Origin of the sequence: Streptomyces hilarionis (assembly GCF_024539675.1) — a bacterium.
Lineage (GTDB): Bacteria > Actinomycetota > Actinomycetes > Streptomycetales > Streptomycetaceae > Streptomyces > Streptomyces hilarionis.
Genome location: NZ_JAHHIT010000107.1, coordinates 14506 through 33275 on the forward strand (window position 1 = coordinate 14506; position 18770 = coordinate 33275).

The window sequence follows — 18770 nt, forward strand, 5'->3', positions numbered from 1 at the left end:
CCCCTTCCGTCGTGGAAGGGGCCCCGCGGCCGTTTCCGGAGCCGTCACCGCCGGGGGCGTGCGCCTGTGCCCGGCCGGGCGGGGAGCACCGTGTTTCCTACACCGTCGCCACGGCCACCTCGGTCGCCTTGATCAGCGCCACGACGTCGGAGCCGACGAACAGGCCCAGATCGGTCGCCGCCTCCTTGGTGATCACGGCGGTGAGTTGGCAGCCGTCCATGCTGATCTTCACCGAGGCCATGATCTCGCCGATCGCGAGGCCGGTGATCGTGCCGGGGAGCCGGTTGCGGATCGACAGTCCCGCGACCTGTCCGGCGGCCAGGGCCACCTCGGTCGACTTCACCAGGGCGTGCACGGCGGTGCCCGGGGCGAGGCCGAGCTGGTGCGCGGCCTCCAGGGTGATGGCCGCCATGAGGTCCTGGCCCCCGTCGAGGCGGATCCTCACGGTGGCCATGACCCCGCCGGTCTGGACGGCGGTCACGGTGCCGGCGAGCTGGTTGCGGATGCTCAGGGTCGTCATGAGCGTCACGGTAGAGCTCCCGGCGGCTTATGTCTGGTATGCAAGGTTCTGTGCCGTCGTGGATCGCGGAGCGGCGGTGATCGCGGTGCCGACGGGGGTGCCGGCGGTGCGTCGTCGACTTGTCCGTTCGTCGATGTTCTCGGGCGCCCGTCCCGGCGTCAGCCCGTGTGGACGCGGGGGCGGCGGGCGCGGTCGGGTTCGGCGGCGCGCAGGACCTCGCGGGTGACCGGGGCGACCTCGCCCTGGCCGAAGAGGAAGAAGCGCAGGAAGTTGGCGAACGGGTTGCCCTCGGTCCACTCGAAGTAGATGTGCGGGATGCGGCCGGTGGCGTCCCGGGTGTGCAGCAGCAGCGCCGCCAGGGCGTTGGAGATGGAGGAGGACTCCAGGGTCAGGACGCGGTAGCGGCCGTGCAGGACCTCTCCGCGCACGGTCAGTCCCGCCTCGAACTCGGACGGGTCCCCGACGGTGACCTCGACGAAGACGAAGTCCTCGCCGGGGATGTCGTTGTCGGCCCGGATCTGCTCGATCTTGTCGCGGTACTCGGCCCGGTCGCGCCGGTCGGGCTCGTTGGCGATGAACCGTATCTTTCGGCTGGCCATGTCCCGGATGAAACGTTGCGCCATGTCGTCCAGCGTCACACCGGTCACGCGCAGCTCGAAGGCGCGGGCCAGCCGGGAGAGCAGCGAGACGAGGATGATGCCGGCGATGAAGCAGGCGCCGATCTTCACGCCGTCGGGGCGCTCGATGACGTTGACGACGGTCACGTAGAGCAGGACCGCCGAGACGACGGCGAAGCCGCCCGTCCAGCCCCGCTGCCCGGCCCGGCGGGCGGCGATGGTCACCGCGATGGCGGCCGAGGACATCAGGACCAGGACGCCGGTGGCGTAGGCGCCGCCCTGGGCGTCGACGTCGGCATCGAAGATCCAGGTGACCAGGAAGGCGATCAGGGTGAAGACGACGACCATGGGGCGCACGGCCCGTGCCCAGTGCGGGGCCATGCCGTAGCGCGGGAGGTAGCGGGGCATCAGGTTGAGCAGTCCGGCCATCGCGGAGGCGCCGGCGAACCAGAGGATGGCGATCGTCGAGGCGTCGTACACCGTGCCGAAGGCGTTTCCGAGGTACTCGTGGGCCAGGTAGGCGAGGGCGCGTCCGTTGGCCCGGCCCCCGGACTCGAACTCCTTCTCCGGGATGAGCACCGTGGTGATGAAGCTGGTGGCGATCAGGAAGACGCTCATGATCAGGGCGGCGGTCGTCAGCAGCTTCTTGGTGTCCCGGATGCGGCCCGCAGGGCGCTCCGCCGTGTCCTCGGGGTCGCCCTGGACGTGGGGCATGACCGCGACGCCGGTCTCGAAGCCGGACAGGCCGAGGGCGAGTTTGGGGAAGACCAGCAGGGAGACGCCGACCATCGCGAAGACGTTGCCGTGCTCGGCGGTGAGGGCGTCGGCCCAGTCGGTGACCACGTGGCCCTCGGTGAGGACGTGCCACAGGCCGACGCCGACGACGACGGCGTTCAGGGCCAGGTAGGCCGCCACCAGGGCGACGGCGACGCCGACGGCCTCCAGGAAGCCCTTGAGGAACACCGCGCCGAGCAGCGCCACCAGGACGAGCGTGATCACCAGCTGCCGGTCGTGCAGCGCGGCCGTCAGATGCGGGTTCTCGACGAGGTGGGTCGAGGCGTCGGCCGCGGACAGGGTGATGGTGATCAGGAAGTCGGTGGCGGCGAAGCCGAGCAGGGTGAGGACGAACAGCTTGCCCTTCCAGAAGGACAGCAGGCGTTCCAGCATCGCGATGGAGCCTTCGCCGTGCGGGCTCTCCTCGGCGACCCGACGGTAGACGGGCAGTGCGCCCGCCAAAGTGACCACCACGAGCACCACGGTGGCCACGGGGGAGAGCAGCCCGGCCGCGAGGGCGGCGATGCCCGGCTGGTACCCGAGGGTCGAGAAGTAGTCGACGCCCGTCAGGCACATGACCCGGTACCAGCGCTGTCCCGGGGGAGCCGGGGGCGGCTGCGAGCCGGCGGCCGGCTCCTGGGGGCGTGCCCCTTGCCCATGTCGGACAGGCCCTCCAGCATCCAGGCGCGCAGGCGGCCGGGCGGGGGGTGTTCGGCGGTGGTGGCCATCGCGTGCTCCAGGGATGCGGTCCGGCGTGTGGTTTCGGCCATCACGCGGACGGCGGCATCAGCGTAAGCGGAGAGTGACGCCCGGGCCTGCGGATGGGGGTCGGGAGGGCGTCAAGCTTGCGTTAAGACCGGTCGCGGACCGGTCGGGAGCGGTGGTCACGACACTGAGCGTCACCTCGCGCGGGGCAGGAGATACGGCCGACAGCGCCGTGGGGGCCGTCCCGCTTCGTAAAGTTCGCTGAAGAACCCGAATGTTTCGAGGTGATCAAGGGCCCCAGGTGGGGTGCTTCTCCGAACGGGCCTCTGGATTGCCTGCGTTCAAGGGGTTGCCTCGCGTCGGAGGGTGTCTCTAGGGTGCGGCAGCAGCGAAGCTTTCTGGATCTGGTTCGAAACTTTCGATCTCTCAAGGAGCGCACGATGGGCGACCCGGCACTCTCCCGCCGCGGCTTTCTGGCGGCCTCCGCCGCGGCCGGTCTCGGCATGACGGCGCTGAGCGCCTGCGGCGGCGACGACTCGGACGGCGGGTCGTCGGGGACGACCACGATCGAGTGGTGGAACATCTCCACCACCCAGCCGACGAAGGACGTCTGGGCGGCGCTGGCCAAGCAGTTCGAGGCGCAGAACCCCAAGGTCAAGGTGAAGATCGTCCAGCTGGAGAACGACGCCTACAAGTCGAAGATGACGGCGCTCACCGCCTCCGGGAAGCTTCCCGACATCTTTCACACCTGGGGCGGCGGCGTTCTGCGGCAGCAGGTCGACGCCGGGCTCGTCGAGGACCTCACCGACCGGACCAAGGGCTGGGGCGACGCACTGCTGTCGGTGGCCCGCCAGCCCTACCTCATCGACGACAAGGCCTACGGCGTCCCCTTCGACATCGGCATGATCGGCTTCTGGTACAACAAGGCCCTTTTCAAGCAGGCCGGCGTCGCCGGACCCCCGACCACCTGGAGCGGCTTCCTCGACGCCGTGCGCAAGCTGAAGGCCGCCGGGATCACCCCGCTCGCCCTGGCCGGCAAGGAGAAGTGGCCGGGCATGTACTACTGGGCGTACCTCGCGATGCGCACCGCGGGCGTCGACGCCCTGCGCAAGGCGGGCGAGGACAAGGACTTCACGGGCGACGGGTTCGTCCAGGCCGGACAGCATCTGCAGGACCTCGTCGACCTGCAACCGTTCCAGAAGGGCTACCTCGGCGCCGCCTACTCCAGCCCCACCGGCCAGGCCGCCGCCGTCGGCAACGGCAAGGCGGCGATGGAACTCATGGGCCAGTGGGCGCCGGTCGTGGAGGCCGACGCGGGCAAGGGGCTCGGCGCGAACCTCGGGTTCTTCCCGTTCCCGGCGGTCGACGGCGGCAAGGGCGTCATCACCGAGGTGTTCGGCGGAGGCGGCGGCCACGCGCTGCGCAAGGGCGCCCCCCAGGCGGCCGTCGACTTCCTGAAGTTCTTCGCCTCCGCCGCCACGGACACGACCCTGGTCAAGAAGACCGGCACGCTGCCCGTCGTCCCGGCCGCGGAGAGCGCGCTCACCGACCCCAACATCAAGGCCGTCCAGGCGCAGTTGAAGGGCGCCACCGGCTTCCAGCTCTACCTGGACCAGGCGTACGCGCCCGCCCTCGGCCAGGAGGTCAACGACAGCGTCGCCGCCCTGATATCCGGCTCGAAGTCGCCTCAGCAGGTCGCCCAGTCGATCACCAAGGTCGCGAAGGAAGAGCAGTAGCCCGCGATGACCTCCACCTTCCTCCCGGACAAGCGCAGCCGTCCGGACCTCGCACCCGCGCCTGCCGTCCCCGGCGCGGGCCGGGGACGGGCGCGGCGGCGGGCGCTGCACTGGCTGACCGCCGTCGCCTTCCAGGTCCCCGCGCTGGTGCTGTTCGGCACGCTCGTGCTGCTGCCGATGATGTTCGCGCTGTACGCCGCGTTCTTCCGCTGGGGCGGCTTCGGCATGCCCGAGGACTTCGTCGGCGGCGACAACTTCACCCGTCTCTTCCAGGACCCGGTGTTCCTGGGCGACCTGTGGCGCTGTCTGCTGCTGGTGGGCCTCTCGCTCGTCCTGCAACTGCCGTTCGCGCTCGCCCTGGCCGTCGCGCTCAACCAGCGTATCCGCGGCCGGGCCCTGTACCGGATGCTGTTCTTCGCGCCGTACATCCTCTCCGAGGCGATCACGGGCGTGCTGTTCAGCATGATCTTCGCGCCGGACGACGGTCTCGCCGACCACGTGCTCGGGGCCGTCGGTCTCGACGGGGTGGGCGGACAGTGGTTCGCCGACCCCTCCACGGTCATGGCGACCCTCTTCCTGGTCATGACGTGGAAGTACTTCGGCTTCCACATGATGCTCTACCTGGCCGGACTCCAGTCCATCCCCGCCGAGCTGACCGAGGCGGCCCTGATCGACGGAGCCGGCCCCTGGCAGCGCTTCCGCAACGTCACCCTGCCGCTGCTCGCGCCGACCCTGCGCATCAGCGTGTTCCTGTCCGTCATCGGCGCGATCCAGCTCTTCGACCTGGTGTGGGTCATCACCGCGGGCGGGCCCGACCACCACTCCGAGACCATGGCCGTGACCATGTTCCAGTACGGCTTCAAGCGCTACCAGGTCGGATACGCCAGCGCCATCAGCGTGGCGATGTTCGGCATCTGTCTCGTCTTCGCCCTCGCCTACCAGCGGTTCGTGCTGCGCCGCGACCTCCAGGGCGCCACCACGACCATGCGAGGAGGCGGCTCGTGAGCGTCGTCAAGACCGGCCCCGTCGCCCGCGGGACCGACCGGGGCCCACGCCGCGGCGACCGCGAGGCCCGCCCGGGCGGCCGCAGGGGGCGGACCCTTCCGCTGCACCTGGTGCTCGGGATCGCCGGCGCCGTGATGGCCGTCCCGCTCGTCTACGCCGTGCTGTCCGGCTTCAAGTCCACCGACCAGCTCTCCCGCAACCCCATCGGGCTGCCCGACCCGTGGGTCCCCTCCAACTACACCGACATCCTCGGCTCCGGCTCGTTCTGGCGGCTGGTCGGCAGCAGCACCCTCATCGCGGTCGGGACGACCGTGGTGGTCGTCGCGGTGTCCGCGCTCGCCGCGTTCTCCTTCGCCCGGTTCGCCTTCCGCGGCCGGGAGGTGCTGTTCACCCTGTTCACGATGGGGCTCATGTTCCCCTTCGCGGTGGCCGCGCTGCCGCTGTTCCTGCTGCTGCGCTCGCTGGGTCTGCTGGACAACCCGCTGGGCGTGATCCTGCCGCAGGCGGCCTTCGGGCTGCCGGTCACCATCGTCATCCTGCGCGGCTTCTTCCGGGAGATCCCCGCCGAACTGGAGGAGGCGGCCACCCTGGACGGCTGCGGGCCCCTCGGCTTCTTCTGGCGGATCCTGCTGCCCATGGCCAGGCCGGCCCTCGGCACGGTGTCCGTCCTCGCCGTCGTCGGCAGCTGGAACAACTTCCTGCTGCCGCTGCTGGTCTTCAACGAGCCCACCTGGTGGACCGTCCCGATCGGCGTCCAGCAGTTCCAGGGCCAGTACTCCGCCGAGTACGCCCGCGTGTTCGCCTACCTCGTCCTCGCCATGGTCCCCGCCCTGGCCTTCTACTCCGTCGCCGAGCGCCAGCTCGTCGGCGGCCTCGCCGCGGGCGCCACCAAGGGATGACGCGCGCCCGCGGACCGTACGGCTCACACCCACCCGACGTGAGGAGTCGCACCATGCCCAGCACAGCCGTCCGCGCCCGGCTCGGACTCGCCGGAGCCCTCGCCGCCGTCCTCGTCGCCGCCGGGGCCGTCGCCGGTCCGGCCGCCCAGGCGCACGAGCGGCCGGACCACGGGAAACCGCCGGCCACCCTCGCCGAACTCGCCCAGCGCCACGGCCGGTACTTCGGCAGCGCCACGGACAACCCCGAACTCACCGACGCGGCCTACACGAAGATCCTCGGCCGCGAGTTCGACATGATCACGCCCGGCAACGGGATGAAGTGGTACGCCACCGAGCCGCAGCAGGGCGTCTTCGACTGGACGGCCGGCGACGAGATCGTCGCTCTCGCCCGGGGGCACCGCCAGAAGGTCCGCGCCCACACGCTCGTCTGGCACAGCCAGCTGCCCGACTGGCTCACCGGCCGGCAGTGGACGGCCGACGAGCTGCGGGCCGTCCTGAAGAAGCACATCCAGACCGAGGTGCGCCACTACCGGGGCAAGGTCTACTCCTGGGACGTCGTCAACGAGGCGTTCAACGAGGACGGCACCTACCGGGAGACCGTGTTCTACAAGACCCTCGGCCCCGGGTACATCGCCGACGCCCTGCGCTGGGCCCACGAGGCCGACCCGAAGGCGAAGCTCTACCTGAACGACTACAACATCGAGGCCGTCGGCCCCAAGAGCGACGCCTACCACGCCCTGGCCAAGGAGCTGAAGGCCCGGCACGTCCCGCTCGACGGCATCGGCATGCAGGCTCATCTCGCCCTGCAGTACGGCTATCCGACGACGCTGCCGGACAACCTCCGGCGCTTCGCCCGGCTCGGCCTGGACACCGCGCTCACCGAGGTCGACGTGCGGATGCTGATGCCCGCGACGGACGAGAAGCTCGCCCAGCAGGCCGAGTGGTACCGGGACCTGACGAAGGCGTGCGTCACCGTGCGGCGCTGCGTCGGCGTCACCGTCTGGGACTACACCGACAAGTACTCCTGGATTCCCGCCGTGTTCCCCGAGGAGGGGGCCGCGCTGCCCTGGGACGAGCAGCTGGCGCCCAAGCCGGCCTACCGGGCGATCCGGGAGGCGCTCAGCTAGGCCCGCGCGGCGGCGCGGTGCTCGAGCGCACCACCAGCTCCGTGCCCAGTTCCACCCGCGGCGAGTCGGGACGCTCGCCGCGGGCCAGGCCGAGGACCGTGCGGGCGGCGAGCTTGCCCATGTCGGCCAGGGGCTGGCGGACGGTGGTCAACGGCGGCGCGGACCACCGCACTTCGGGCAGGTCGTCGAAGCCGACGACGCTCATGTCCTCCGGGGCGCGCAGGCCCCGCCGGCGCAGCGCCTCGATCGCGCCGAGCGCCATCTGGTCGCTCGCGGCGAACACGGCGGTGGGGGGCTGCGGCAGGTCGAGCAGGGCGGTGCAGCCGGCGAAGCCCGACTCGGGGCGGAAGTCGCCGGGGACGACGAGGCTCTCGTCGACGCCGAGACCGGCCGCCTCCAGGGCCGCGCGGTAGCCGTCGAAGCGGGCCCGGGAGCACAGCAGCCTGGGCGGGCCCGCGATCAGGCCGATCCGGCGGTGGCCCAGCGCCAGCAGGTGTTCGGTGGCCGCGAGGCCGCCGGACCAGTTGGCCGCGCCGACGGTGGGGGTGTCGTCGGCGGGGGAGCCCATGGGGTCGACGACGACCAGCGGGACGCCCAGGATGCGCAACTGCTCGTGCAGGGTGGGTTCCAGCGCCGAGGTGACGAGGACGACGCCGTCGGAGGCGCGCGAGCGCAGGTTGCGCATCCACTCGCGGGCGTCGCCCGAGCGGCCGTGGATCGCCGAGACCACCGTGCCCGCGCCGGCCGCGTGGGCGACCTCCTCCACGCCCCGGATGATCTCCACCGCCCAGGGGCTGTCGAGATCGTTGAAGACCAGGTCGAGCAGCGTGGCGCGGGCCGGGGCGGCGGTGGGGCGCTTGCGGTAGCCGTGCAGGCGCAGCAGGTCCTCGACCCTGGCCCGGGTCTGCGGGGAGACGTCGGAGCGGCCGTTGACCACGCGGGACACGGTCGGCACGGAGACGCCGGCCCGGCGGGCTATCTCCGTGATCGTGACTCTGCCGCCGGCCGCGGGCGCCCTGTCCTGTGTCGTCACTTCCCCCACCTCCGTCACCGCGCCGCGGTCGCCGCGCCGAAACTTCCAGGAGTCTTCCGGAAGGTGTGCCGCCGTGGGAAGACGCCCGGGGAGCGGAACCCGGTCGCTCCCGCCCCGCAGCCGGGGGACTACGGGGAGTGAACGCCTGCGGACACGCGTCGGGGCCGGTGCGCAGAAGCGTCTGCGGCCGGCCCCACAGGACTCCGGACGGCGGTCCCGCGCCGTCCGGACAGGCACTAGGCGGCGGTCACGACCCGGTGGGGGGCGATGACGCGGCCGTCCGGCAGGAGCTCACCGGTGTCCTCGAAGAGCAGGACGCCGTTGCACAGCAGGCTCCAGCCCTGTTCCGGGTGGTGCGCCACGAGACGGGCGGACTCCCTGTCGGCTGAGGTCGCTGTCGGGCACGGTGGCTGGTGCTGGCACATGGATGGGAACTTCCGCTCTGGCGTGATGAGTGAGGTGGCTGTCGTGTCGGTCGTGTCTGTCCCGCGGCTTGAAGCCTCGTTCATGGCCGCCCCCCGTTGTGATAAGTCGTCGGAACCCAGTGTTGCCCCACGGAGGTCGTTCCGCAGGGATTTCGCGGCACCGCTTCTCACAGGTTCATGACGCGTCACCCGCGCGGGCGGTTCATCTCAACCGCACTGTCACTTCGGGTGGTTCCCGGTGGCCGGATAGGGCTAGTCCTCCCCACCCGTCCGGCCTCGGGCGCTCTCCCGGGGCGTTCTCGGCGCGCTTGCGGCGGCCTCTCCGGGCGCGGGCCGCCGGACGCGGCCGTACCCCGACGCCGGGGCCGCGGCGACGGGGTACGGGACGGGGGCGCGGCGCGTGACGCGCCCGGCGGGCGCGCCCGCGGGCCGGGTCAGGCGGGTGAGCCGAGGAGCGGGGGCGGCGCCGGGGTCACACGGAGGGTCAGCACCGGCAGGAGTTCGGCGACCCGGTGCGGGCGGTGGGCCGCGATGCCGGGCGGCGCGGGGGCGAGCGGCACCAGCAGGTCGGCCGGGTCGGGGTGTCCCGTGGTGCCGTCCGAGGCGCAGTCGCCGTGCAGCCACAGCGTCAGCATGTACAGCCCGGGCACCGAGAGCAGCCGCGCCTGGAAGGGCTGGGCCGCCGACTCGGCCTGGCGCAGGGCGCGTTCGGTGGAGGCGATGTAGGGGCCCTCGAAGAAGTGGGAGAACGCCCAGCCGTCCGGGGTGAGCCGGGTCTCGGCCGCGGCCACGGCGCGGTCGGCGCAGCGGATCAGGAAGCGCCAGCCGGCCAGCCGGGTCTGCGCCACGCCCTCCGCGCTGATCGAGTCCAGGACGTGCAGCGGCAGCGGATGGTCCGGGACGGCCTCCTGCTGGGCGGTGCGCAGGGCGGGCGTATGCGCCTCGCGGACCGCGGTGGGGGAACCGAGTGCCGTGAGGACGGTGCGCAGGGCGGGCGCGGGAGCCGGGGGGACATGCAAAGGCATGGTGGGTCGCCTCTCATTCGACAGGCACGGTGGCGCGAGGGCGGGGGCGGACGGCGCTGTCAGCTAGCTCTCGGGGGGTCGGAGAGGCGGGGGCCGGGCCTGGGGGCTCGGGTGCGCGAGCGGCCTGCCGTCACCTCGACGACAGGCTCCTTCGACCGTGGGCGCCAACCTTCTCTGCCTTGTTCGCGGAGTTTATACGACATGTGTTCAGACTGTGTTTCATCTAGTCGATCCGCGGTTACCGGGCAAGGGTTCATTCGGTCGGCGATTCGTGGGAATCGTCCCGGTTCACCGGGGGGTGCGCCGTGGTGACCTCGGGTTATGCGCGCGTAGCGGACGGCCCATTCTCGTCGGCGTTTTTCACGAGACCTTGATTCGCGAAAGGGCCCCGTGCCGCATGCCCCGTGAATGTGCCAAGGGAACGCCCGCGGACGGCTTTCGGTCAGCGTAGCGGGCTCCGTGGCCCGTCGGGGACGTTATCGATCCGCCGGGCTGGGCATCATCCTTCCTGTCGGGGACACCCGGTGGCCGGGACGGCCGGCCGCCGTACGAGGAGGGACGCTTCGATGGGCGAGAAGGTCGTGGCAGGCGCATTCGACCTGTCCGATCGTCAGCACTACCGGGACAAGCTCCGACGGTGTCTGACGGGGCTCGAGCGACTGCTGGCCCAGAAGCGCTTCGACCGCCCCAAGAATCTCATGGGACTCGAGATCGAACTGAATCTCGCGGGCGCCGACGGCCAGCCGAAAATGTTGAATGGCGAGGTGCTGGAGAGGATCGCGAGCCGGGATTTCCAAACAGAACTCGCCATGTTCAACCTGGAAGTCAACATAGCCCCCCACCGATTGGGCGGCCGGGTATTCGACAGGCTCGCGGAGGAAATCAGCACGTCGCTGGCATATGCCCATCGAAAGGCGGGCGAGGTCGACGCCGGAATCGTGATGATCGGTATTCTGCCGACGCTCGACCGGGACGACCTGGTGTCCTCCAACCTTTCCGACGTCGACCGCTACACCCTCCTCAACGACCAGATCGTGGCCGCGCGCGGCGAGGACTTCGCCCTGGAGATCGACGGGGTCGAGCGGCTGTCGTGCACGTCGAAGTCGATCGTGCCCGAGGCGGCCTGCACCTCCGTGCAGCTGCACCTCCAGGTCACGCCGGCCCGCTTCCCCGCGGTGTGGAACGCGGCGCAGGCGGTGACGGCCGCGCAGATCGCCGTCGGCGCCAACTCGCCCTTCCTGTTCGGCCACGAGCTGTGGCGGGAGTCGCGTCCCCCGCTGTTCCAGCAGGCCACCGACACCCGGCCGCCGGAGCTCCAGGCGCAGGGCGTGCGGCCGCGGACCTGGTTCGGCGAGCGGTGGATCAGCTCGGCCCACGAGCTGTTCGAGGAGAACCTGCGCTACTTCCCGCCGCTGCTGCCGATCTGCGACGACGAGGAGCCGCTGGAGGTCCTGGACGCCGGCGGGGTGCCCTCGCTCGCCGAACTCGTGCTGCACAACGGCACGGTGTACCGCTGGAACCGGCCCGTCTACGGCATCGCCGACGGCGTCCCGCACCTGCGGGTGGAGAACCGGGTCCTGCCCGCCGGGCCGACCGTGACGGACGTGATCGCCAACGCGGCCTTCTACTACGGCCTCGTGCGGTCGCTGGCCGAGGAGTCCCGGCCGGTGTGGTCCCGGCTCCCCTTCGAGACGGCCGCCGCCAACTTCGAGGCGGCCTGCCGCGACGGGATCGACGCGCGGCTCCAGTGGCCCCGGCGCGGGCGGCTCGGCGGCCTGGTCGAGGTCGACGCGGTGAGCCTCGTCCGCGACGAGCTGCTGCCGCTGGCGGAGGCGGGGCTGGACGCGTGGGGCGTGGAGCCCGCCGACCGCGATCTGTACCTGGGAGTCATCGACGAGCGCTGCCGACGCCGGGTCAACGGCGCGACCTGGCAGGTGGCGACGTTCCACCGGGCGCTGGAGGCGGGGCTGTCGCGCGACGCGGCGCTGGCCGCCACCACGCGGCGCTACGCGGAGCTGATGCACCTCGGCGAGCCCGTGCACACCTGGCCCGTGGGCACGCCGGAGCCGGCCGCCCTGGGCTGAGCCCGGAGCGCCTCCGTGCGGCGCGGGCCCGCCCGGCTGCGGCGCGCCGAACGCGGTCGTGACGGGCGGCCGGTGCGGGGCGGGCCGAAGCGGGCGGCGAGGCCGCGGACCGGGCGGAGCGAGGGCGGCTGCCGCCGACCGCGGGGGTCGATGCCATCGGCCGGGCGAGCATCGGGCAAGCTGTGACGTCCCATGACGGTGCCGTCCTTCCGTTCGGCGACCGCGGCGGCTACCCGCGTGCGGCCGGTGAAGGAAGGCGGCCTCGTTCGGGCGCCCGTCCCCCCGGCGGCCTGTCACACGCGTCTCCAGCCCCGTCTTCCGAGACCCTGGCGAGGCAGGGGCGGGGATGCGGTGCGTCCACGCGACTGGAGGCAGGTGTGCAGGTGGAGGCGGGACAGGTGGCCGATTCCCTTCCGCGGGACGAGCTCTCGCGACGGACGCTCCGGGACGAGACGCTGCTCGTCCTGGCGCTCTCGCTCGGTGCGAGCGGTGTGTCCGCGCTGATCAGCTTCGTCGGATCCGTCACCAAGCCAGGAGGCCTGAAGGACCAGGCGGCGACGCTCAACGCCTCCGCCGCACCGGGCCGGCCCTGGCTCGATCTGGCCTGGCAGCTCTTCGGGATCGCCTCCGCGCTCGTCCCCGTCGCCCTCGTCGCGCACTTCCTGCTGCGCGAGCCCGGCGGGCGCGGGCTGCGGACGCTGGGCTTCGACCGCACCCGGCCCTGGCCGGACCTCGGCCGCGGGGCGGCGATCGCGGCGGTGATCGGCAGCACCGGCATCGCCTTCTACCTGGCGGCGCGCGGCCTCGGCTTCAACCTCACGGTGGTGCCCGAGGCCCTCCCGGACGTCTGGTGGAAGTTCCCCGTGCTGATCATGTCCGCGTTGCAGAACGCGATCCTCGAAGAGGTCATCGTCGTCGGCTATCTGCTGCGCCGGCTCGACCGGCTGGGCTGGACGCCGGGCACCGCGCTCGTGGCCAGCGCCGTGCTGCGCGGCTCCTACCACCTCTACCAGGGCATCGGCGGCTTCATCGGCAACATGGTGATGGGCGTCGTCTTCGTGCTGCTCTACCGGCGCTGGGGCCGGGTGGGTCCCCTGGTGGTGGCGCACTCCCTGCTCGACATCGGCGCCTTCGTGGGATACGCGCTGCTCGCGGGGAAGGTGGGCTGGCTCCCGACGGCGTGAACGGCCGGTGTGAGCGGCCGCTGTGAGGCGCCCGACGAGAGCCCGCCCTCCTCCCCCTCCCGGGAAGCGTCTACCAGGCCAGCAGTTCCCCCTCGATCACGGTGACCGCGCGGCCGGTCAACAGCGTGCGCTCGCCGCGCAGCCCGGTGCGGACGCGGCCGGAGCGGGGGGAGGCCTGCATGCCCGTGAGGTCGGCGCGGCCGAGCCGCTCGGACCAGAAGGGGGCCAGCGCGGTGTGGGCGCTGCCGGTCACCGGGTCCTCGTCGATGCCGACGTTCGGGAAGAAGCACCGGGAGACGAAGTCGTATCCGAGGCCGGGGTCCTCGGCGCGTGCGGTGGCGATGACGCCTCGGCTGGAGTAGGCGGCCAGGTCCCGGTGGCGGGGCCGCAGCGCGTGGACGGTCTTCTCGTCGGCCACCTCGATCAGCAGGTCGCCGACCTGCGGGCCGGTGTCGAAGCAGGCCAGCGGCTCGGCGCCCAGGGCGTCGGCGACCCCGGCGGGGATCTCGGCCCGCGTCAGCCGGGCGGTCGGGAAGTCCAGGGTGATCGAACCGTCCTCGGCGGGCGTCGCGACCAGGACGCCGCTGCGGGTGGCGAAGCGCACCGGCCCCTCATGCGCGCCCGTAGTGCGCAGGACGTGGGCCGCGGCGAGCGTGGCGTGCCCGCACAGGGCGACCTCGGCGACCGGCGTGAACCAGCGCAACGCCCAGTCCGCGTCGCCGCCCGCGGGAAGCCGGTGGGCGAACGCCGTCTCGGCGTGGTTGACCTCCAGGGCCACGTTCTGGAGCATGCCGTCGTCCGGGAAGGCGTCCGCCTCGAGGAGCAGGACCCCGGCCGGGTTGCCGGCGAACGGGCGGTCGGTGAAGGCGTCGACGATGTGAATCCGCATGCCGCCGACGCTAGGGGGTCGGCGCGATCGCCGGCCAAGGCCAATCCACGAGTCCTGGCCCGGTTCCTCCGACGCCCGCCTCGCTCGGCCCGCCCTCCCGCCGGGGCCGGCCGGTCGGGGCTCCTCCCGCGCCGTCGCCCGCTCGCAGCGCGCCGCCGGTCGAAGGCTGGGATATTGGGGGAGGAGCGCAGCGCTACCCATGACCTCAGGACCAGGGGCGGTGAGCGCAGTGAGCGAGTCCGAGGAGAGTGACGCCGAGCGGCCGGCGCCGGACGCGGATCCCCAGGGGGATCCGTTTCTGCGCACGCGGTTCGTCGTGCCGGGCCGGCCGGTGGCCTTCCTGCGGCGCGAGCGGCTGGTCGGCCATCTCGACCGGGCGCTGCGCACACCGCTGACCATGGTCAACGGCCCGGCGGGGGCGGGCAAGACGCTGCTGACGGCCGACTGGGCCGCGGCCCGCGAGACGCCCGTCGCCTGGCTCACCACCGACGCCGCGGGGCACAAGCCGGGCGTGTTCTGGGCGTACCTGCTCGAGGCCCTGCGCGTGGCCGGCGTGCCGCTGCCCGCCGGGATCGGCTGCCCGTCCGACGCGGGCCGGACGCCGCCGACGCTGCTCGCACGGCTGGCCGCCGAACTCAGCGCCCTGGACCGGCCGGTCGTCGTCGTCCTCGACGAGTACGACCGGGTGACGGACCCGGAGATCGCCGAACAGCTGGAGTTCGTGCTGCACCACGCCGGCGACGGCCTGCGCCTCGTCCTCGTCACCCGCACCGAGCCGCTGCTGCCGCTGCACCGCTACCGCGCGGCCGGGGCCCTGACGGAGATCCGGGGTGCGGAACTCGCCTTCACCTGCGAGGAGGCGGCCGCACTCCTGGAACTGCACGGGCTGCGGCTCCCGGAACCCGCCACGCGCGGGCTCGTGGAACGCACCCGGGGCTGGGCCGCGGGCCTGCGACTGTGCGCGCTCGCCGCGCGCGAGAGCCCGGATCCGCAGACCTACCTCAAGGAGTTCGAGGCCGAACGCACCTCGGTCGCCGACTTCCTGCTGGCGGAGGTGCTCAGACGGCAGCCCGACGCGACCCAGGACCTGCTGCTGCGGGTCAGCGTCCTCGACCGGTTCCGTCCCGACCTGGTCAACGCGCTCACCGGCCGCACCGACGCCGCACCCATCCTGGCCGGCCTGTGCCGCGCGAACGCCTTCGTCGAGCACCTGGAGCACGACTGGTACCGCCTGCACCCGCTGTTCGCCGAGATCCTCCGGGCCCATCTGCGGGTGCGCGCGCCCGGGCTGGAGACCGAACTCCACCGGCGGGCCGCCCGCTGGCTGCGGGGCTCGGGCTCGCTCACGGAGACACTGGGGCACGGCGCGGCCGCCGGCGACTGGCAGTTCACCGCGGACGCGCTGGTCGACGACCTCGCCATCGGCTGGCTCTTCGCCGGCCTGCGCTCGGACGAGCTGTGCGAGCTGTTCTCCCGGATGGGACCGGAGGCCGCGGGCCCCGCCGCGGAGCTGGTCCGAGCCGCCCGGGAGCTGTCCCGGCACGAGGTCGAGCGGGGCCTCGGCCATCTGCGCCGCGCGGAGCGGGGCCTCATCGGCGGGCCGGGCCGGACGGCGGGCGCGACGGGTACGGAGGGCACGGCCATGGTCCCGGGGGAGTTCCCGCCGGGCCCGCCGGACCCCGCCACCGGGTGGGGTCCCCCCGGCGAGGAGCCCGGGCGGGCCCAGGCCCGGCTGACCTGGGCGCTGCTGGAGGCGCTGGCGGCCCGGCTGACCGGCGCGCCGGCCCGGGCGGAGCTGGCCGCGACGGCCGCCGAGTCGCTGCGCGGCGAGGTCCCCGCCCACCTGCTGGACCGGCACCCCGAGCTCCTCGCCCTCCTGCTCGCCCACCTGGGCTCCGCGCGCCTGTGGGCCGGACGGTTCGAGGACGCGCACACCGCCCTGACGGGGGCGGCGGGGGCCGTCGCCGGGGCCTCGACGGCGCTCGCGCGCGAGGACTCCCTGGGCCGGCTGGCCCTGATCGACTACCTGGACGGCCGGCTCGCCGGGGCGGAACGCACGGCGCGCGCCGCGCTGACCGAGACGGAACGCTACGGCCTGCCCCAGCCGTCCGGCTCCGGCATGGGACAGCTGGTGCTGGCCGCCGTCGCCGTCGAACGCGACGACCTGGACCGGGCCCAGGCCCTCCTGCGCGAGGCGGCGCAACCGCACCCGGCGCTGCTGGACCCCGTCATGGAGGCGGGCCGGGCCATCGCCACCGCCCGGTTGCAGCTGGCCCGCGGCGACATCGGGGCCGCGCTCGCGACCGCCGGGCGGACCGTGCCGGCCGCCGTGGCCTCGCCCTGGGCCCAGGGGCAGACGGCGCTCGTCGTCTCCGCCGCGCATCTCGCCGGCGGCAGGCCCGAGACGGCCGTCGAGGTGCTGCGGGCGCTGCCCGACGAGGTCCCCGCGTGCACGGTGGCGTCCGCCCGGGCCGAGCTCGCCGCCGGCCGTCCGCCGGCCGCGATCGAGCTGCTCGACCGGATGCGCCCCGAGGACCGCGGTGGGCCCGCCGTGACGGTCCGGGCCCTGCTGGTGCGGGCCCAGGCGGCCGACGAGGCGGGCGACCGGGCCGCGGCGCGCGAACTGGTCTGCCTGGCACTGCGCGAGGCCCGGCGCGACGGTCTGCGGCGCCCCTTCACCGAAGCCGGACCGTGGGTCCGCCCCTACCTGGGCGCCGCCACCCTGCGCGCGGGCGCGGCGGACGCGCAGCACCGCCACGACGCCGGGCCGTCCGACGGGCCCCCGCCCCCGCTCCTCGAGGAGCTGACCGGGCGGGAGCTCGACGTGCTGCGCCGACTGGCCCTCACCATGTCGACGCAGGAGATCGCCGCCGACCTGTATCTCTCCGTGAACACCGTCAAGACCCACCTCAAGAGCGCCTACCGGAAGCTCTCGGCCGGCCGCCGCAACGAGGCGGTGCGCCGCGCCCGCGAACTGGGGCTGCTGTGAACGCCCGCGGGGCGTCGGACCGAGCCCGGCCCGCGGCGCCGGCCCGAGGACACGGCCGCGCCGTCGGGCTCGCCCGTAGCGGGTGAGGCGGCGACGCCGGTTCCCGGGTGCCATGGAGGGGTGAACACCCCGAACCGCTGGCGCGCTCTGACGGTGCTGGGCACCGCCCAGTTCCTGATGGTCCTGGACACCTCGGTCATGAACGTCTCGATCAGTCAGCTGGTCGAGGACTTCGACACCGAGGTGACCGCCATCCAGGCCGTCATCACCCTGTACGCCCTGGTGATGGCGGCCTTCATGATCACCGGAGGGCGGCTGGGCGACCTCTTCGGCCGCCGCCGGCTCTTCCTCCTCGGCCTCGTCGTCTACGCGACGGGGTCGGCCCTGACCGCCGCCGCCCCCACCCTGTGGGTCCTCGCCCTGGGCTGGTCGGTCATCGAGGGGCTGGGGGCCGCGATGGTCCTGCCGGCCATGGCGGCGCTGGTCGCCGAGTCCTACCGGGGACGCGACCGGGCCGTCGCCTACGGGGTCATCGGCGGTCTCGCCGGTGCGGGCATCGCCGTCGGACCGCTCCTGGGCGGATGGGTGACGACGTACCTCAGCTGGCGGCTGGTCTTCGTCGGCGAGGTCGTGGTCGTGCTCGTCATGCTCTGCTTCCGGCGCGTGATCCCGGACTCCCCGCGCGCCGACCCGCGCCCCCGCCTCGACGGCGTCGGCGCGGCGCTGTCGGCGGCCGGGCTCGCCCTCTGCGTGCTCGGGGTGCTCCAGAGCGGCACCTGGGGCTGGGTGCAGCCGCGCAACGCGCCCTTCACCGTCCTCGGCTTCGCGCCCACGCTGTTCGTCGTCGGCGCGGGGGCGGCCGTCCTCGCCCTCTTCGCGCACTGGGAGCGACGCCGCGAAGCCCGGGGCGCCGACCCGCTGGTGCATCTGACGCTGCTGCGCACACCGGCGCTGCGCTCCGGCCTGACATGCCTGCTGAGCCAGAACCTCATCCTGCTGGGACTGTTCTTCGCCATCCCGCTGTACCTCCAGGTGGTGCAGGGCTTCGACGCCTTCGAGACCGGTCTGCGCCTGCTCCCCGTGTCGATCACCATGCTGGCGTCCTCCATGCTCGCCGCCCGGCTGGGGCGCGTGGCGGGACCGCGCCGGGTGGTCAGGATCGCGCTGGCGACCCTGGCGGGGGCCGTGGTGTGGCTGCTGGCCACGATCGATCCGGTCATCGACGACGCCCAGTTCGCCGGGGCGATGGCGCTGCTCGGCGTGGGCATGGGGCTGCTCGCCTCCCAGCTGGGCAACGTCGTCCAGTCCAGCGTGGGCGAGGAGGAGCGCAGTGAGGTCGGCGGGCTGCAGTTCACGGCGCAGAACCTCGGTTCCGCACTGGGCACCGCGCTGATCGGATCGCTGCTGGTCGGCGCACTGGCCCAGGCGTTCACCACCAAGGTGGAGGACCATCCGGCCCTCTCGGAGGAGGCGCAGCGGCAGACCGGCGTCGCCCTGGAGGCCGGCATCAGCTTCGTCCCCACGTCGCAGGTGCGCTCGGCGGCCGAGGACGCCGGGCTGCCGCCGGCCGAGGTGGATGCCCTGGTGGACTCCTACGCCTCGGCGCAGCTCGACGGTCTGAAAGCGGCGATCCTGGCCGCCGGCGGGATCACCCTCGCCAGTTTCCTGGTCACGAGGGGGCTGCCCAGCCCGAAGAGCGCGTCGGCCCGGTCCGGGACCGACGCGCCGACCGGACCGCCCCCCTCCCCGTCCACGTCC

General features: G+C 73.0%; 13 protein-coding genes and 1 pseudogene. 8 read left to right on the forward strand and 6 right to left on the reverse strand.

All coding sequences use genetic code 11. From position 1 onward, the window contains the following. Positions 1 to 97: 97 nt before the first annotated feature. Positions 98 to 520: a TOBE domain-containing protein gene (locus KMS84_RS25015; protein WP_256918703.1), complete on the reverse strand. Its 423-nt coding sequence runs from the start codon at positions 518 to 520 to the stop codon at positions 98 to 100. Between the two features lie 158 nt (positions 521 to 678). Further along, positions 679 to 2639, reverse strand: a pseudogene (locus KMS84_RS25020) (APC family permease). Positions 2640 to 3056: 417 nt separating this feature from the next. Between KMS84_RS25020 and KMS84_RS25025 the strand changes: the two are divergent. The 4 genes from KMS84_RS25025 to KMS84_RS25040 all read left to right on the forward strand — a co-directional run bounded on the left by KMS84_RS25025 (position 3057) and on the right by KMS84_RS25040 (position 7383). Continuing rightward, complete coding sequence (locus tag KMS84_RS25025) at positions 3057 to 4352, forward strand: extracellular solute-binding protein (RefSeq protein ID WP_256918704.1); 1296 nt, start codon at positions 3057 to 3059, stop codon at positions 4350 to 4352. Positions 4353 to 4358: 6 nt separating this feature from the next. After that, positions 4359 to 5357 (forward strand): carbohydrate ABC transporter permease, encoded by a 999-nt coding sequence (locus KMS84_RS25030; protein WP_256918705.1) that lies wholly within the window; start codon positions 4359 to 4361, stop codon positions 5355 to 5357. A gap of 134 nt (positions 5358 to 5491) precedes the next feature. Further along, the gene (locus tag KMS84_RS25035; RefSeq protein ID WP_256918716.1) at positions 5492 to 6256 is read left to right on the forward strand and encodes a carbohydrate ABC transporter permease; all 765 of its coding nucleotides are present in this window, start codon (positions 5492 to 5494) and stop codon (positions 6254 to 6256) included. Positions 6257 to 6309: 53 nt separating this feature from the next. Beyond that, positions 6310 to 7383: an endo-1,4-beta-xylanase gene (locus KMS84_RS25040; protein ID WP_256918706.1), complete on the forward strand. Its 1074-nt coding sequence runs from the start codon at positions 6310 to 6312 to the stop codon at positions 7381 to 7383. Here the strand turns inward: KMS84_RS25040 and KMS84_RS25045 are convergent. From KMS84_RS25045 to KMS84_RS25055, 3 genes are all read right to left on the reverse strand, one after another. Beyond that, on the reverse strand, positions 7376 to 8416 hold the full coding sequence (locus KMS84_RS25045; RefSeq protein WP_256918707.1) for a LacI family DNA-binding transcriptional regulator: 1041 nt from the start codon (positions 8414 to 8416) through the stop codon (positions 7376 to 7378). The two genes, KMS84_RS25040 and KMS84_RS25045, sit on opposite strands and share 8 nt — an antisense overlap. A gap of 236 nt (positions 8417 to 8652) precedes the next feature. Next, positions 8653 to 8841 carry a DUF5999 family protein gene (locus KMS84_RS25050; protein ID WP_057580598.1) on the reverse strand — a complete coding sequence of 63 codons (189 nt, stop codon included), beginning with the start codon at positions 8839 to 8841 and terminating at the stop codon, positions 8653 to 8655. A gap of 434 nt (positions 8842 to 9275) precedes the next feature. Next, positions 9276 to 9866, reverse strand: a complete 591-nt coding sequence (locus tag KMS84_RS25055) for a hypothetical protein (protein WP_256918709.1) — start codon at positions 9864 to 9866, stop codon at positions 9276 to 9278. Positions 9867 to 10432: 566 nt separating this feature from the next. Here KMS84_RS25055 and KMS84_RS25060 point away from each other — a divergent pair. Further along, positions 10433 to 11950 carry a glutamate-cysteine ligase family protein gene (locus tag KMS84_RS25060; RefSeq protein ID WP_256918710.1) on the forward strand — a complete coding sequence of 506 codons (1518 nt, stop codon included), beginning with the start codon at positions 10433 to 10435 and terminating at the stop codon, positions 11948 to 11950. Between the two features lie 377 nt (positions 11951 to 12327). After that, positions 12328 to 13134, forward strand: a complete 807-nt coding sequence (locus tag KMS84_RS25065) for a CPBP family intramembrane glutamic endopeptidase (protein ID WP_256918711.1) — start codon at positions 12328 to 12330, stop codon at positions 13132 to 13134. 70 nt (positions 13135 to 13204) lie between these two features. On the opposite strand, the gene KMS84_RS25070 is transcribed toward KMS84_RS25065, so the two are convergent. Next, on the reverse strand, positions 13205 to 14023 hold the full coding sequence (locus KMS84_RS25070) for a PhzF family phenazine biosynthesis protein (RefSeq protein ID WP_256918712.1): 819 nt from the start codon (positions 14021 to 14023) through the stop codon (positions 13205 to 13207). A 220-nt stretch (positions 14024 to 14243) separates the two neighbouring features. Between KMS84_RS25070 and KMS84_RS25075 the strand changes: the two genes are divergently transcribed. Both KMS84_RS25075 and KMS84_RS25080 read left to right on the forward strand, forming a co-directional pair. After that, the gene (locus KMS84_RS25075; RefSeq protein ID WP_498066951.1) at positions 14244 to 17012 is read left to right on the forward strand and encodes a winged helix-turn-helix domain-containing protein; all 2769 of its coding nucleotides are present in this window, start codon (positions 14244 to 14246) and stop codon (positions 17010 to 17012) included. Positions 17013 to 17189: 177 nt separating this feature from the next. Further along, positions 17190 to 18770 (forward strand): MFS transporter (locus tag KMS84_RS25080; RefSeq protein ID WP_256918717.1); only part of this gene is annotated, 1581 nt, incomplete at its 3' end.

What these genes read in the sequence shown, in the direction of transcription:
- KMS84_RS25015 (WP_256918703.1), bottom strand. Translation starts at nt 520, where the DNA reads ATGACGACCCTGAGCATCCGCAACCAGCTCGCCGGCACCGTGACCGCC.
- KMS84_RS25025 (WP_256918704.1), top strand. Translation starts at nt 3,057, where the DNA reads ATGGGCGACCCGGCACTCTCCCGCCGCGGCTTTCTGGCGGCCTCCGCC.
- KMS84_RS25030 (WP_256918705.1), top strand. Translation starts at nt 4,359, where the DNA reads ATGACCTCCACCTTCCTCCCGGACAAGCGCAGCCGTCCGGACCTCGCA.
- KMS84_RS25035 (WP_256918716.1), top strand. Translation starts at nt 5,492, where the DNA reads ATGGCCGTCCCGCTCGTCTACGCCGTGCTGTCCGGCTTCAAGTCCACC.
- KMS84_RS25040 (WP_256918706.1), top strand. Translation starts at nt 6,310, where the DNA reads ATGCCCAGCACAGCCGTCCGCGCCCGGCTCGGACTCGCCGGAGCCCTC.
- KMS84_RS25050 (WP_057580598.1), bottom strand. Translation starts at nt 8,841, where the DNA reads ATGTGCCAGCACCAGCCACCGTGCCCGACAGCGACCTCAGCCGACAGG.
- KMS84_RS25055 (WP_256918709.1), bottom strand. Translation starts at nt 9,866, where the DNA reads ATGCCTTTGCATGTCCCCCCGGCTCCCGCGCCCGCCCTGCGCACCGTC.
- KMS84_RS25060 (WP_256918710.1), top strand. Translation starts at nt 10,433, where the DNA reads ATGGGCGAGAAGGTCGTGGCAGGCGCATTCGACCTGTCCGATCGTCAG.
- KMS84_RS25070 (WP_256918712.1), bottom strand. Translation starts at nt 14,023, where the DNA reads ATGCGGATTCACATCGTCGACGCCTTCACCGACCGCCCGTTCGCCGGC.